The sequence below is a fragment of the Rhodococcus sp. ARP2 genome (assembly GCF_001029585.1).
GTDB classification, from domain to species: Bacteria; Actinomycetota; Actinomycetes; order Mycobacteriales; family Mycobacteriaceae; genus Rhodococcus_F; species Rhodococcus_F erythropolis.
On sequence record NZ_LEKE01000061.1, the window covers coordinates 96,558 to 111,546 of the forward strand.

15 protein-coding genes are annotated in these 14,989 nt (G+C 62.0%); 10 read left to right on the forward strand and 5 right to left on the reverse strand.

The annotated features are described in order from the left end of the window. The first annotated feature begins 110 nt into the window (after positions 1-110). The 3 genes from ABX74_RS17995 to ABX74_RS18005 are packed head-to-tail and all read left to right on the forward strand — an operon-like array spanning position 111 to position 3,212. The gene (locus ABX74_RS17995) at positions 111-683 is read left to right on the forward strand and encodes an HdeD family acid-resistance protein (protein ID WP_019746361.1); all 573 of its coding nucleotides are present in this window, start codon (positions 111-113) and stop codon (positions 681-683) included. Next, entirely contained in the window at positions 673-1,821 is a 1,149-nt protein-coding gene (locus ABX74_RS18000; protein ID WP_020905730.1) for an AI-2E family transporter, read from the forward strand. Before ABX74_RS17995 ends, ABX74_RS18000 begins: the two co-directional genes overlap by 11 nt. 44 nt (positions 1,822-1,865) lie before the next feature. Continuing rightward, positions 1,866-3,212, forward strand: a complete 1,347-nt coding sequence (locus tag ABX74_RS18005; RefSeq protein WP_047889367.1) for a membrane protein — start codon at positions 1,866-1,868, stop codon at positions 3,210-3,212. Here ABX74_RS18005 and ABX74_RS18010 read toward each other — a convergent pair whose 3' ends face one another. Continuing rightward, the gene (locus ABX74_RS18010; RefSeq protein ID WP_003944189.1) at positions 3,213-3,836 is read right to left on the reverse strand and encodes a superoxide dismutase; all 624 of its coding nucleotides are present in this window, start codon (positions 3,834-3,836) and stop codon (positions 3,213-3,215) included. It lies immediately after the preceding gene. A gap of 260 nt (positions 3,837-4,096) precedes the next feature. Here ABX74_RS18010 and ABX74_RS18015 point away from each other — a divergent pair, with 260 nt between their 5' ends. From ABX74_RS18015 to ABX74_RS18025, 3 genes are all read left to right on the forward strand, one after another. Continuing rightward, positions 4,097-5,275 (forward strand): acyltransferase family protein, encoded by a 1,179-nt coding sequence (locus ABX74_RS18015; protein WP_020968085.1) that lies wholly within the window; start codon positions 4,097-4,099, stop codon positions 5,273-5,275. Further along, positions 5,214-5,927: a peptide-methionine (S)-S-oxide reductase MsrA gene (msrA, locus tag ABX74_RS18020; RefSeq protein ID WP_020905733.1), complete on the forward strand. Its 714-nt coding sequence runs from the start codon at positions 5,214-5,216 to the stop codon at positions 5,925-5,927. The genes ABX74_RS18015 and msrA overlap by 62 nt, the downstream gene beginning before the upstream one ends. Positions 5,928-6,038: 111 nt before the next feature. Then, a complete protein-coding gene (locus tag ABX74_RS18025; RefSeq protein ID WP_223257952.1) occupies positions 6,039-6,635 on the forward strand; it encodes a hypothetical protein in 597 nt (198 codons plus the stop codon). Between the two features lie 15 nt (positions 6,636-6,650). Here the strand turns inward: ABX74_RS18025 and ABX74_RS18030 are convergent, their stop codons facing one another. Together ABX74_RS18030 and ABX74_RS18035 are read right to left on the reverse strand one after the other, a co-directional pair. Next, on the reverse strand, positions 6,651-7,580 hold the full coding sequence (locus ABX74_RS18030) for an LLM class F420-dependent oxidoreductase (protein WP_020905735.1): 930 nt from the start codon (positions 7,578-7,580) through the stop codon (positions 6,651-6,653). A gap of 16 nt (positions 7,581-7,596) precedes the next feature. Continuing rightward, a complete protein-coding gene (locus ABX74_RS18035) occupies positions 7,597-9,378 on the reverse strand; it encodes a hypothetical protein (RefSeq protein WP_047889368.1) in 1,782 nt (593 codons plus the stop codon). 415 nt (positions 9,379-9,793) lie between these two features. On the opposite strand from ABX74_RS18035, the gene ABX74_RS18040 reads away from it, so the two are divergent. Genes ABX74_RS18040 through ABX74_RS18055 form a run of 4 tightly spaced genes read left to right on the forward strand, consistent with a single transcriptional unit; the run spans position 9,794 to position 13,312 of the window. Then, complete coding sequence (locus ABX74_RS18040; RefSeq protein WP_047889369.1) at positions 9,794-10,753, forward strand: DUF4328 domain-containing protein; 960 nt, start codon at positions 9,794-9,796, stop codon at positions 10,751-10,753. Further along, entirely contained in the window at positions 10,750-11,514 is a 765-nt protein-coding gene (locus tag ABX74_RS18045; RefSeq protein ID WP_020968088.1) for a glycerophosphodiester phosphodiesterase, read from the forward strand. The genes ABX74_RS18040 and ABX74_RS18045 overlap by 4 nt, the downstream gene beginning before the upstream one ends. Positions 11,515-11,525: 11 nt before the next feature. Beyond that, complete coding sequence (locus ABX74_RS18050; RefSeq protein ID WP_024487903.1) at positions 11,526-12,440, forward strand: DUF5926 family protein; 915 nt, start codon at positions 11,526-11,528, stop codon at positions 12,438-12,440. 53 nt (positions 12,441-12,493) lie between these two features. Then, positions 12,494-13,312 carry an alpha/beta fold hydrolase gene (locus ABX74_RS18055; protein ID WP_020905739.1) on the forward strand — a complete coding sequence of 273 codons (819 nt, stop codon included), beginning with the start codon at positions 12,494-12,496 and terminating at the stop codon, positions 13,310-13,312. Here the strand turns inward: ABX74_RS18055 and ABX74_RS18060 are convergent. Then, positions 13,309-13,854 carry a ferritin gene (locus tag ABX74_RS18060; protein ID WP_024487904.1) on the reverse strand — a complete coding sequence of 182 codons (546 nt, stop codon included), beginning with the start codon at positions 13,852-13,854 and terminating at the stop codon, positions 13,309-13,311. The genes ABX74_RS18055 and ABX74_RS18060 overlap by 4 nt on opposite strands. Positions 13,855-14,008: 154 nt before the next feature. Then, complete coding sequence (locus ABX74_RS18065) at positions 14,009-14,935, reverse strand: cation diffusion facilitator family transporter (protein ID WP_019746373.1); 927 nt, start codon at positions 14,933-14,935, stop codon at positions 14,009-14,011. Positions 14,936-14,989: the final 54 nt, after the last annotated feature.

Here is a 14,989-nt window from a genome sequence, read left to right on the forward strand (position 1 = left end):
CGCGTTTCGATGGGCGGAAAGGTCACGATAGCCATACGATCTGTCGGTATTGCCCTGTTTGAAGAGCTGTTGAATCGGTCAGAGACACCCGCTTGCTTCGGAGGCTACTGATGGTCACGCAGAACCCGTTCGTGCAGTACGGCAAAGAGATCTGGTGGATGATCCTGATCCGCGGAATCTTCGGCGTGATCTTCGGAATCATTGCGCTCGTGTGGCCGGGAATTACCGTGGTGGCCTTGGTCTTCCTGTTCGGTATCTACTCCATTGTCGACGGCTTGATCACGCTCGTTCGAGCCATCCGGGACCGCGAACACCTGAGTTCGTGGGGATGGTGGGTGTTCACCGGCGTCGTTTCGGTGGGAGCCGGTATCGTCGCGCTGGTCTGGCCAGGCATCACGGCGCTGGTACTTCTGTACATAATTGCCTTCTACGCCATCATGTTCGGAATCTTCGGAATTGTCGGCGCCTTCAAGATGAAAGCGCTGCCCGGATCCAGTTGGGGATGGCTGCTCGCCGCGTCGGTGCTCGCGGTCATCTTCGGCATCATCCTTCTGATCGCACCAGGCGAAGGCATCATCAGCCTCATCTGGTTGTTGGGTTGGTACGCAATCTTGTTCGGCCTCTTCATGATCGTGGGCGCATTCCAGATCAGAAGCCGGGCAAAGGAAGCCGGTGTTCTCTAAGAAGGGCAAGCCGGCCGCCGCGGCTCCCGCTCCGATCCCCACGCTTTCCGGTAGTGCGAACTGGTCGATCCCGCGCGGTCTGATCGTCCTGCTCGGTCTCGCGGCCACCGTGGTTGCCGTCGGCGGAATGAAGGTGTTCGGCGGCATCCTCGGACCGGTATTCCTGGCGCTCGTGCTGACGATTGCCGTTCAGCCCATTCAGGATTGGTCACAGCGACGAGGATGGCCTAAGTGGGTCGGGATGCTCGGCTCACTGGTCACCGTGTACCTGATTCTGCTCGGGTTGGCGGCGTCGTTGATCGTGTCGACGGCCCAGTTGGCCACAATCCTGCCTCAATACTCCGAGGAGATGACCAACCTCCTCAACGAGGGCCGCGACAAGTTGGCCGACTTCGGAGTCAGCACCGAACAGATCCAAAGCACACTCAGCAGTATCGATCTCACGAAGGTCGTGGGCGTACTCGAAAGTGGGCTGGAGGGTCTGCTCGGCATTCTGTCGGATCTGGTGTTCATCCTCGCACTGTTGCTGTTCATGGCTTTCGACGGCATGAGTATCCGCTCACGGTTGAATGTGCTGTCCGAGCAACGTCCCGAAATCTCCTACGCGCTCTCCACCTTTGCCGCCGGAACTCGCAAATATCTGGTCGTCTCGACGGTCTTCGGCCTCATCGTGGCGGTACTCGACGGTGGTGCGCTGTGGCTGATGGGCATTCAGCTGCCCGTCCTGTGGGCGCTACTGTCCTTCATCACCAACTACATCCCCAACATCGGGTTTGTCATCGGCGTCATCCCACCGGCGCTCCTGGGACTCCTTCAGGGCGGGCCGTGGCTGATGCTGTGGGTGATCGTCGTCTACTCCGTCATCAACTTCGTGATCCAGTCCATCATCCAACCCAAGTTCGTCGGCGACGCCGTCGGGTTGTCGGTGACGATGACCTTCCTCTCGCTTGTCTTCTGGGCGTGGGTTCTCGGAGCACTCGGAGCATTGCTGGCGATTCCGCTCTCGTTGCTGGTGAAGGCCGTCCTGCTCGACATCGACCCGGCCACACGCTGGGCGGACATCCTGATCAGTGGTCCTCGAACCGAACCGGATGAAGACCCGAAAGAAGAAGCGAAACCGACCCCGGCGCCCACCTAGAACTTCTCAGTGTTTCTACAAGTTGTTGCTTTATCGTCTCGCCCATGAGCGCCGAGAACACCACCGAGAACTCCCACCGCCAGCCGTCACGCCTCGGTCGACGGCTGGCAGTGGGTGGTGTGGCCGCGATTGTCGCGGCTGCGGTGGCGGGGATCGGGTTCGTGATCTTCGCGGGCGGTGCCGATTCCTCGAACACCGTCGCGATCGTGAACGCCGACGCGGGAACCACGCTCGACGGCAAGGAACTTCGGGCCGGCGACACCCTGGTGGACACGTTGGGCAAGAACGAAGACTTCGACTTCCAGGTGGTCGACAACCCCGGCGGGAACTACTTCGCGACGTTGACGGTGCCGGAAGACTTCAGCGAAACCGTCGCGTCGATGTTCGGCACTGATCCCCGCCAAGCCAGTGTCGAACTGGCGGTGAATGGCTCGGACTCGGAGAAGGCCGCCGAGTTGACTCGGGCCGTATCGGCGCAGGTCGGCGCGGACGGAATCAAGGGTTTGCTGGCTCAGACTTCGGCCGCCAGGCGCTCGATCGATCAAAACCTCACCACCGCACAGATTCTGGTCGCCGGCACCAATGAGGCCGGAAAGTCCATCGATCAGGTGAAGGCAGGCGCAGGCACTCTGCTGCCGTATCTCGAGACCGCACGCTCGGGAGCGTTGGAGTTGATGAGCGTGGCGGACCAGGTATCCGGCGTGGTCGATCAGGCGTCGGGGTCGGCGGAAGAGCTGGCCACGCGCGCTGACTCACTGGGCCTGACGCTGGGGGAGGCGTCGTCGTCGACCGCGGAATTGAAGACACGGATCGACACGTTGCAAACTGCGTTGAACGGCCTTCCGATCCCGCCCGACGTGACAGCGCAACTGGCCGGTGTGAGTTCGGATCTCGGTGCGCTGAATGCGCAATTGGGCACCGTTCCGGCGCTGTTGGGTGGCTCGGTCGGACCCGATACGGAGCTCGGTGATCTAGTCCGCACCGCTGTCGGGCAGCTGCAAGGCGCGAGCGATCAACTGAGCAGTGCTGCCGGACAATTGAACGACGGACTCATCCCCATCGCCGATCAGGCACCGCAGATGCTCGGCGACGTGACCGATCAGATCACCCAGGGATTCACGACGCTGCAAGGGATCGCCAAGTCATTGGTCACGGGCCTCGACGGCGCAAAATCCGGTATTCCGGCGATGACCACTCCGCAGCAGGTTCAGTTGACCTCGGTGCTGTCGGATCCGGTAGCCGTGAATCAGACCAGCGCGAGCAGTGGTGACTCCGGAACTCGCACACTGGCATTGGTCTTCGGAGCCACGACGGTCCTGCTCGGTGGCGCTCTGCTGACGCGAACGGCGGCGCCCCTGGTGAGGCGCCGCCGTTCGCAAGAAGAGCTGTGACTAGACGATCAGACCTGCGGTCTGGGTACGTGCACGGTCGAAGCGAGCCGAAACGTCGTTCCAGTTGACGATGTTCCAGAATGCCTTGACGTAGTCGCCCTTGACGTTCTGGTAGTCGAGGTAGAAAGCGTGCTCCCACATGTCGAGGAGCAGCAGCGGCGTGAGGCCGATGGAGATGTTGCCCTGCTGATCGTAGAGCTGGACGATGATCAGACGCTGTCCGATCGAGTCCCACGCGAGGATGGACCAGCCGGAGCCCTGGATGGCGTTGGCGTTCGCGGAGAAGTGAGCGCGGAAGAGATCGAACGAACCGAAGTTGTCGTCGATCGCTGCGGCGAGCTCGCCTTCGGGCTTGTCGCCACCGTCAGCGCTGAGGTTGTTCCAGAAAACGGTGTGGTTGGTGTGGCCACCGAGGTGGAACGCCAGGTTCTTCTCGAGCAGGTTGGCCTGCGCTGCGATGGTGTCGTTCTCACGAGCCTCGGCCAGCTTCTCGAGTGCAGCGTTGGCGCCGGCAACGTAAGCCGCGTGGTGCTTGTCGTGATGCAGCTCCATGATCTTGCCCGAGATGTGCGGCTCGAGGGCTGCGTAGTCGTAGGGGAGTTCCGGCAGCGTGTAAACAGACACGAGGGTCCCTTCTTTGCGGGCTGGTGAGCCCTGGTGCTTTAGAGTGCGTCGATCACCGGTCACGGCGTGACGTCACTCGCGTATGTGCAAATCATTCTTCGGGTTTCCACCCAATAACATTCGTACACCGTCCGCAACAGTCCGGCTCAGGTAGTAATCACCAAAGAATAAAGTTTGGTTAACCGAACTTAGTCGGATCTAAGGGTAAGCTAATATGCGCAAATTCGTCGTAAAGGTGAACGGAACCTTAAACTTGCGCGATGCCCGCACCAGTTTTCCTCCCGGAATCACCAGAGGCGGCCGCGCCTCGGGTGAATCTTCCGGGCGCTGACCTGCTGCGAGCACTGGCGGTTGCCGCCGTGATCTACTCCCACATCTCTTTTTACGTCATCGACGATCTCGGCTCGGGCTGGTGGGTGATCGACGTCGTTTACGGCGTTCTGATCGAGCCCGCCGAACTCAACCAGCACCTCTCTTTTGTCGGCGTCGCGGTATTCATGATGCTGACCGGCGCTCTGGTGACGCGGTCCGCGATTCGTGACGGCCCCGGAAAGTTCTTGACCAACCGATTCAGCCGCCTGCTGCCCGCATTCTGGGTGGCAACCGCGATTGCCATTCTTCTGGTCCGCCTCGGAATCAACGGAATGTTCAGCGGTCAGGAAGGTATTTCCGATACCGAAGCGTTGATGAGCTTTTTTCTCGGCGGATTCTTTCTCAAGCCCGAGGTAGCGGTTCTCGGAGTGACCTGGACGCTCACCGTCCAGTTCCTCTTCTATCTCGCCTGCGTCGCGGCTCGACCGATATTGCGTCTGCGTCCAATCGTCATGCCGCTCGCCGGCGGAGCACTGTGCTCACTGGTGCTGCTCTACAACGTCTACGCGCCGTTGCCGTACACCGTGCCGATGCTGTCCAAGATCGCCGCGACGCTGCCGGCTGTCTTCCTCGGTCAGATCATGTACCTCGCGTGGGCCAAGCTCGCTCCCGGCCGCTGGCTGATCGTTGCCGTCCTCGTTCAGATGCACGTCATCATCGTGGCGACCCAGTTCCGCGTCTACTGGGCCGGCGAGCACTACCTGTGGACCATTTCGGTAGTCGCCGCAGCGGTAGTTCTCATCGGCCGCTACGACGGTGTCCCGACGCGCTGGTCAGTCGTGAAATGGCTTTCGACGCGCAGTTACATCATCTATCTCGTGCACACCCTGATCCTGTACCGCGTTGTCGAGAACACCGTTTTGTACGTCGGACCGACGCTGGCGTTCGCGCTGTTCCTTCTGGCAACGGCCGCGGTAGCAGAAATCGGCTACCGGTGGGTGGAGCTGCCCGGCGCCCGCGCGGTCACGGCGTGGCGAAACAGCCGCTCACGCGTAGCATCGAAGCATGAGCTGGTACGACGACATTCTGGGACGAGCGTCCGCAAAATCCACGCTGATCGCGCCTGAGGACGCCCTGCCCGGGCGAGAGCAGAAAATGCCGGTACCTACCGCGCACTACGTCAACGGGCATCCGTTGACGCCGCCGTTTCCGGCCGAACTGCAGACCGTCGTCGTCGGGATGGGTTGTTTCTGGGGCGCCGAGAAGGAGTTCTGGCAGCTTCCCGGTGTGTACACAACCGCTGCGGGTTATGCGGGAGGCTTCACCCCCAACCCGACGTACGAAGAAACGTGCTCCGGACGTACGGGTCACACCGAAGTGGTGCTGGTGGTCTTCGATCCCGCAGTGATCTCCTACGAGCAGATCCTGGCGCACTTCTGGGAGAACCACGATCCGACGCAGGGGATGCGTCAGGGTAACGACCAGGGCTCGCAGTACCGTTCGGCGATCTTCACGACGTCCGCCGAGCAGGAAGAAATCGCTCATGCGTCGGCCGTCGCTTTCGGTGAACGACTTGCCGAAGCCGGATACGGCGCGATCACCACCGAAATCGGTCCGCTGCGCGACTTCTTCTACGCGGAGGATTACCACCAGCAGTATTTGGCGAAGAACCCCGGCGGCTACTGCCCGGTGCATGCCACCGGCGTCAGTTGCCCGGTCGGATTGCTCCGTCAGGATCAGGTTCCGGCGCAGACGGACATCCTTCCGCCGAGTGAATAACTGGACAGGTGTTGGAGGACACATGTGATTCAGCTCGTTAACACTTGCAACTAGATCGAAACAAAGGGAATCTCGATGTAAGAGTGTGTCGTCGAGAGAACTGAGCTAATAATGTCAGGTAGTACGCGAGGAACTGCGTCGCTGCTCCGACGCACCATTCATGTAGGCCACGATCCGATGGTTCGCCGCAGTGATCGGATCGAAGGATTCATGTCCTTCGGTCTGATCATTTTCGCGATTCTTCTGCTGCCTCTCGCGGTATGGGCAGGGGCTGCGACGGCTTCGAGCCAGAACGCACTGATCGCCAAACAATCCGCCGAACTACACAGCATTTCGGCGACGACGACTGCAGACTCGACGCAGACCACCCCCTCGACAGCCGATTACATTGCACCGACCACCGAAATGGCCAGCGCGCAATGGAACTGGAACGGTGAGGTTCACACGGGTGATGTCACTGTCGACTCGGCGACGCCCGTCGGCACCGAGGTCCCCATCTACGTCAACGATCACGGCGACAAGACCGTAGCTCCGATCACGCAGAGTGCTGCCGACGTCGCAGCCGTGGTCACCGGGGTTTTCACCTGGTTCAGCGTGATGTCCCTGTTGGTCATCGCGTTCATGCTGGTGCGGGTCTTTCTCGATCGTTCCCGCTCGGCCCAGTGGGACCGAGACCTACGCGCGTTCCTCGACGCGAACGCGCTGTAGATCCCGGACCTTTCCTCACTGCAGTTGGGGCATGACCTCGCTTGCGACGAGTTCGAGATGATCCAGATCGGCCAGATCGAGAGTCTGCAGATACACGCGCTGTGAACCGGCCTCGGCGAAAGTGCCGATCTTGTCGACCAACTCCGAAGGTGTTCCGGCCAGACCGTTCTCACGTAGCTCGTCCACGTCGCGTCCGATCGCTTCGGCGCGCTTCTTGATCTCCGCCTCGTCGCGGCCGCAGCACAGGACGAGAGCGTTGGAGTACACCAATTCGTTCGGATCGCGCTCGATGTCGATGCAAGCCTGACGAACCCGCGCAAAGATGTCCTTCGTTTCCGCGAGGGACTTGAACGGGATGTTGAACTCGTTCGCGAACCGAGCGGCGAGCGCCGGAGTCTTCTTCTTGCCCGTGCCACCGATCAGGATCGGCGGACCGTCGACCTGGTGCGGTTTGGGAAGCGCGGGAGAGTTCTTGATCTGCACGTGCTTACCGTCGTAGTCGAACGTGTCGCCGACCGGCGTACGCCACAGGCCGGTCACTACGTCGAGAGTTTCCTCGAGCAGTTCGAAGCGATCCTTGAGCGCCGGGAACGGGATGCCGTACGCCTGGTGCTCTTCCTCGTACCAGCCGGCACCGATGCCGAGGTCTACGCGGCCACCACTCATCTGATCGACCTGTGCGACCGAGATGGCCAGCGGTCCGGCGTGACGGAACGTAGCCGACGTCACCAGAGTGCCGAGGCGGATGGTGGATGTTTCGCGGGCGATTCCGGCGAGCGTGATCCACGCGTCGGTGGGCCCGGGAAGGCCGTCGGAATTCATGGCGAGATAGTGGTCCGAGCGGAAAAATGCGCCGTAGCCGAGTTTTTCGGCGGTCTGGGCAACAGTCAGTAGTTGTTCGTAGGTAGCGCCCTGCTGGGGTTCGGTGAATATACGCAGCTCCATGACTTCTACTCTGCCACTATTTTGCGGAGGTCGGGACGACGGCACCGACTTGTCCGGCGCCGAAACACAGCGTCAGTCCCGGCGTTGTCGGCGTGATCTTCACACTGTTTCCGTGGCCGACCAGGCGCACGAATGCCGAGTGCAAACCCTGCGTCACGGGTACCGATACTGCGTCGCCGGACTCCAACGCAACATCGATCGTTCCGTCGGTGCTCGCGAGGTAATTGAGCTGCACCGTCCATTCCCAGCCGGCCAGGGGGCCGTCGAGGGGGAGTTCGGTCGGGCCTTCGGCACGGGTGCCGCAGTTCGGTGCTGCTCCTTCGGGAATCCTTCTCGTCCAGGTCACTTCGGCATCGACAATCCGTCCGCTGTCGTCGATGGTGCGCAGAATCGGAGTGCTGGAAGAGAATTCGGGGCGATCAGGCAGTGGCGCGAGAACATTGCTTGCCAAATTGTTCGGAAAGGCGACGGGAAGGAGCACTTCGATCGCGACGGGTTGCTCGAGCAGTGGAGCATCCTGATTCTGTGACAACGACATTCGCGCGTTGGCGAGGTAGTCGCGAGTCGGGTTCTCGCGCCAGATGTCGACGAACGTGACGGTCGAGACGAGCGAACTGACCACGAAGAGCGCCGACAGGCCGGCGGCGACTGCGACGGGTATCCGGGCCGGACGCCGCCGAGGTGCACCGAGAATCAGAGCGGCGGCGAGGGCGAACACCGTCGCCGAATCCGTGAAGTACCGCAAGGTCTGCGCCAACTCGTACGTGGTGTCGGCGTCGGATCGGGTAGCGGTCATCGCCACGACAGAGGCCAGGAAGTACAGCGCAGCGGCGGCCCAGATCCAGGCAGCGCCGCGTCGGGCACGCACGGTCATCACGACCGTCGTCAGCAGCGCGGCCCAGGCCGCGGCCACCAAGACCGTCGGCGGATCGGCCCAGGCGGGGCTGGGGATCCACCGCTCCCAGCGCCAGGGGCCGCCGAGAAGGGTGGGAAGCATCCCCAAAGACGTGCCGTGATGCAGCAGTTCGGTGGACATGGAACGGCCGTTGCCGGTGATCGGAGATTCGACAGTTGTCAGATACACCGGAATCCAGATCGCGAGCACGGCGGCGCAGGCCGTCCACAGGCGTCGGCACTTCGTGACCGCACTTCGTATCGGCGTTCCTTCACCTTGTGTGCGCAAGTACAGCACCAGAAAAGCGAGTGCCACGAACGGAACGAGCACTGCCTTCTCGAAGAACAGCAGAGAGACGACAAAAACCGCGGTGCCCGAGAACACGTAGCGCACATGTCCGGTGCGGTACAGCTTGATCGCGTCGCCGCATGCCCAGGCAAGCGCGATCTGAAGCGGCAAGGCGTTGAGTGCGGCCGCCCACCACGAGAACGACGGAAGGGTCAGCGGGACGAAGAGATACAGGATCAGCGGAATCAACAGCGCCGGTCGCCAACCAAGGACCAACCGAAGAGTGCGCAGAAGCGCCAACGACGCCGCGGCCTGGCCGATGACGAGCAGCGTTGCCGACAGCGCCCAGTTGTACGGCGCGATGCGGGTGATCAACCCGGTGAAGAAGAAGGCCGCGGGCATGAAGTGACCGTCGTGGTCGTAGAGCAGGAGTTCGCTCGAGAAGAGAGGGAAGCGTCCTCCGCGGCCCATCAGGATGAGGTCGTCCCAGTAGAAGTAATTGCTCGCGGCAACCCAGGCGCGAATGACGAGCTGACATCCGATCAACACGAACGCGAGCTGCGCGACCCGTTTCGGGGTGAACGTCAGAGTTGGCTCGGGCTGTGGAGAAGTCATCGACGGTCATGCTTCCAGGTGTGTCAAAAACCGACTTCCCGCAAAAAAGGGATAACGGTCTTTTCTGTCTTTTCGGGAGCAATTTCTGAATGGATTGTGAACTTTGCCGGGATAAATGACGCCGACGCCCAAAAGTTCACTGACCTGCGGTGTCAAATTCATCCTCGAGCCTGTGCATCGTTCGCTAACACCTGTCAGCAAATTCTCAGGGTCTTGCCCGTGACCTGTGGATAAAGCCCGATTCATTCATCCAGAACTGTGGATGAACCTGTGGAAACTGTGGATAACTCGAGTTTTTAAGTGGCGGAGGTCACATTATTCGAACAATGCAGGTGAACGCGGTGGAGGTTCGATCACAAATCGGGAGTGAATCCATTTGCTGCCGTTACCGATACGGCGTGACAGAATCGAAGTTGTGAGTGTCGTTCAGGTCTGCGCCCGGTGCGCCGCACGCTGGCCCGTAGTCGGCGGCCCCACGCAGTGGTGCCCGCGCTGCAGCGGCGTCCTGCTGATCCCCACCCGCACCGAGATCTACCAACCACCCAACCGTCGAGGCTTCCGCTGGATCGCGCGCTCACCGTCCGACCCACGCGGCGTGGGGGACGCACCAGTGCGTCGTAGCCTCACCACCCCGCGCTACGACGCCGTCCCGCAGTGGGGACTGCAGGACGTCGTCGACACCTCACCGGTGCCGCCCTCGCGAGCGGACCGGATGGCCGACCGAGTCGGGCCGTTGCTGACACTCGCGACAATCCTCTACGGACTCGCTGTGTTCGCCGAACTGGGCAGATACGCGATCCTGGTGCGTAACCGCACCACGCTGATCCCGCAGTGGCTTCTCACGGTCTCCGACGCCGCCGTGTACTTCACTCAGTTGGGTGGACTGCTGATCTCGGTCTTCGCGGCTGTCGCCGGTGTGTGCTGGCTACTTCGTCGGCGTCATGAACACTTCGCAGGTGCCGGGGAATCCGATCCGCGCACAGCGTCGGAAGTTGTCGTCGGCTGCGCTGTGCCGATCCTCAACCTCGTGATGCCGGCGGTTTATCTCTTCGAGTTGGTCCGCCGCGATCCGCGCGGAACTCTGCTGGTGAAGATCTGGTGGGGCTTCTGGGGATTCAGCGCTCTGCTGCTGGTGGTCAACGCGTACTGGCGATCACGCCCGGGGATTCAGGCAATGGCCGACGGGGTTCTGCTGAACGCCTTCATCGCATTGGTCGCAGCAGTCACCGCGGCGTTGACGCTCGTCGTGATCCGACGGATCGAGCGCAGGGGTTGGCGCGGCGAACCCGAATCGGAAACTCGATGGGTGCCAGTGCCGCGCTCGGTGCTGGAAGAGAAGACGGTGTTGGAAGAGAAGGAGACCGCTGCCCTGTGAGCCCAGATCGTCGAGGTCCACTCGTCGTTGCGCACCGAGGTGCGTCGGCTGCGCGGCCGGAGCACACCCTCGCCGCCTACGAACTGGCCCTCGAGGAGGGTGCCGACGGGCTCGAATGCGACGTCCGGCTCACCCGCGACGGGCACCTGGTCTGCGTTCACGACCGCAAGGTCGATCGCACCTCCAGCGGCACCGGGATCGTCAGCGAGATGACGCTCGATTCGCTGAACGCTCTGGACTACGGGTCGACGAGCGAACCGGCCGAACTGCTGACTCTCTCCGACCTCATCACCCTCGCCCTGGATTTCGCGCGCCCGGTGAAGCTGTTCATCGAAACCAAACACCCCGTGCGGTTCGGCGGCCTGGTCGAAGCAAAACTTCTCGCGGAACTGCACCGCTTCGGGATCGCGTCGCCGCCGTCGGCCGATCACTCTCGCGCGGTGGTCATGTCTTTCTCGGCTACTGCGGTCTGGCGAGTGCGCCGTTCGGCACCGCTGCTGCCGACGGTCCTGCTCGGTGACGCGTCGCGGTACCTCGGCGGTGGTGCGTCGACGGCTGTCGGCGCCACGGCGATCGGGCCGTCGATCAAGGCGCTGCGCGAACATCCCGATCTGGTCGATCGGGCTGCCGCTGCGGGTCGCGCGACGTACTGCTGGACCGTCGACGACAAGGCGGATGTGGACCTGTGTCGTGAGCTCGGGGTCAGTTGGGTGGCCACCAACCATCCCGGGCGCACGAAGCAATGGCTGAGCAGCGTGTAGATTTTGCCCTCGTGGCCAAGAAGAGCAAAAGAAACAGTGGACCGAAGCAGGGCAGCGCACGCGCAGAGAAGCTGGCGGCACGCCAAGCAGAGCGTGAAGCCGCTGCCGGCGCAGTGAACCGCCCGTTCGAGGGCCTTGCCGCCGAGTGCGATCTGGTCGCGCTGCGCGAATTCGTTCCGTCCGCCACGGCTCCGTTGCCGGTCATCGGCTCCGACCGTCCCGTCACGTTGGCGACGGTCCTCCCCGGCGCTGTTGCCGCCCTCGTCCGCGACGAGGGCGAGACGGCCACCGGATTTGTCGGTGTCCAGGTTCAGGCGCACTCTGCAGACCTCGGCGCAGACCTCGCCGCTTCGGTGAACTGGATCAAGGACGCGGCCCCCGGCGACGCGCTTTCTGCCGCGAACCCCGATTCCGAGACACCCGCCGTCACCGAGGTTGTCGATCCATCGGCTCTGCTCGACATCACGGTGCACCAGAACTTCAACTGGTGGATTCCGGAAGGCGTCGAAACCGATCCTGAGGTTGCCGCCACCGTGCAGCACGCCAACTCGGCGATCATGCCCTCTGCACGCCTCGAAGGAGACGGCCTCGTTGCCGCGTGGTGGGTCGACGCCGGCGAGAAGGCGCACCTGCGTTGGGTTCGCCCCGAGAGCGAAGACGACCTGATGCTCGCGTTGGCGCGCGTGCACGCGACCGGTGGACTGCACCTGGGTGAGGGCTCGCGCTACGCAGGCTCGTTCCGCACCCACGGCCTGTTGGTCCCCGTCTTCGACCTCGACCGCGAAAAACATGCAAACGAGTGGGTAGCGGCAACCGTCGAGCTCGGTGAGCGTCTTGCCGAGGCTCTGGCTGTCGATGCTCCGCTGAACTCGGCCGAGCTGCGCTCGCGCGACGGCCTGCGCGGACGCCAGGTCACGCTGCGCTGATTTTTTCGCCAGAACTATAGGCGTTACGCAAAGTTACGGTTAATGTTGGCGGCATGACTTTGTCGCACGACATCTCCGGTAGCGGTCCCACGCTTGTGCTCGTCCATGGCATCGTCCATCGACGGCAGGCGTGGGATTCGCTTTTGGACCAGCTGACGCCGTATCGCCGTGTGGTCACGGTCGACCTGCCAGGTCACGGAGAGTCCGTGCTGCCCGAACTCGGTCCGGACGTCATGGGACAGCTGATCGACGATGTCAGTGAGTTCGTCAAGGAAGTGACTCCGGCGGGGGAGCGCGCCCACGTCGCCGGAAACTCACTCGGCGGATGGATTGCACTCTCGCTGGCAGCGCGCGGAGACGTCGCGTCGGCGACAGCTCTGTCGCCGGCCGGGTTCTTTGTCAATCACCTCGATCAGGTGCGGGCGATCAACACGTTCCGTGCACTGCGCGGCACGGCCAAGCTCATGGGCGATGGTCTGCCACGTGCATTGCGGTACAAGCTGATTCGCTATCCGGCGCTCGCCGCGTTCTTCGCTCATCCGAGTCATGTCGGTTATGCGGCGGCGTTGGCCGACTGCCGTTCGCTCGTGTCCAACGAACTCGTCGATCTCGGTCTCGAGATGGACTTCGTGTTGCCGCCCATCGTGGATCCCACTGTGCCGGTGACGGTTGCGTGGGGTCGACGCGATCTCATTCTGCCCGTGTACCAAGCGCAGCGCGTGAAAAAGCCGTTCCCGCAGGCGAAGTTGATGGTTTTGCCCGGACTCGGGCACGTACCGATGACAGATGCCCCCGAGCTGATCAGTTCGATCCTGCTGGCAGGAAGCGAACCGTTCGGCTCGAGGGCAAAATCCGTGAGTGCTGCAGGCTAGATGGTTCCGCCTGCTGCGTTCGGCGCACCGGTGGTGTCACCGACGGTGCTCATCTCGCGGGACACGAAGTCTTCGAGGTCGAACAGGTTGGCGCCTGCGCGGTCCGCGATGGTGAGAAGTGTTGTCATGCTGGCAACTTCCTCGACCTGCTCCTTGAGGAACCACTGCATGAACTGCTCGCCGAGGTAGTCGCCTTCTTCGCGGGCAGTGCTCGCGAGCTGGACGATCTGCTCGGTGACCGTCTTCTCCTGCGTCAGCGCGAGAGCGATGGGCTCACGGGCATCCTTGAAGTCGGCCTTCGCGGCGTCGACGCCGGTGAGTTCGACGTTGATGTCGCGATCGAGGAAATACTGAACGATCATCATGGCGTGGTTACGCTCTTCCACAGCCTGCTTGTAGAAGTGCTTTGCCAGCTGTGGCAGGTCCGCATTGTCGAAGTAAACCGCTGTCGCGATGTACTGATGCGAAGCGTTGAACTCGTTGCGAATCTGGTCTCGGAGTAGTGCGTGGAATTTGGTCATGTGAGTCTCCCCAGAAGTCATGAATTCCAAGATAGTGCAGGTCAGAGGCCCTGTCATCCCAGTCTGACCTTATTGTGGTAAGCGTTCCCAAACTAAAGAAGACCTAATTTCTTTTCGAATTCGGTGCGGTTATCCATTGGCCCGAAAGCGAATGTTTCATTTAGGAATGTCCTTTTCACCAGGCGAGTTCCGTGCATTTACCGTCACTTCCCTGGAGTTCCACCTGCACGGTGGCGTGCTCCAGTTCGAATACCTCGGCCAGCAAGGTTTGGGTGGCCGCGAGCACCGTAGTGGGATCGGCGTCACTGGCCGCGGTGACGTGAACGGAAGCAACTTCCATCCCCGAGGTGAGTGTCCAGACGTGCAGATCGTGCGCGTCAACGACACCCGGGAGTGTGTTGATCTTCTCGAGTATCGAGGTGACGTCGATGCGATCGGGAGCCTGCTGGAGCAAGATGCGGACGGCATGGCGGCCCAGGTTGAAGGCGCGCGGCAAGACGAAAAGGCCGATGGCGACGCCGATGACGGGGTCGGCGTAGCGCCAACCGAAAGCGAGCGTGACCAAGCCGCTGACGAGGACGCCGATGGACCCGATCATGTCCGCCATGACTTCGAGGTAGGCGCCGCGGATGTTGATGCTTTCCTTCGCGCCGCTGCGGAGCATCAGGAAGGCGATGACGTTCATCGCCAAACCGACGACGGCGACTATCGCGACGGGGAGGCCCGGAACCTCGGGCGGATCCGAGAATCGGCTGGCAGCCTCGTAGAGCACCCACCCGGCGACTGCGAAGAGCAGGATCGCATTGGCCAGTGCCGCAAACACTTCCGTGCGGTACATGCCGAAAGTGCGATCCGGGCGCCGTGCTGCGCGCTGTGCGACGAGGATCGCGGCGAGCGCCATGAAGATGCCGAAGATGTCGGTGAACACGTGCGCCGAGTCCGAAAGCAGCGCCAGTGACGAGGTGAAGAAGCCGACCGTCACCTGCAGCACGAACGTCACCAACCCGAGGCCGGCGGCGATCCACAGTTTGTTGACATGCTTGCCGCTGTTGCTGGTCGCAGCCTCGGCGGGAGAGATTCCGTGCCCGTGTCCGTGTGACATCGAAGGTCCTTTCGTCGACGTCAGCCTAGACACATATGCATATATGCGCAATAG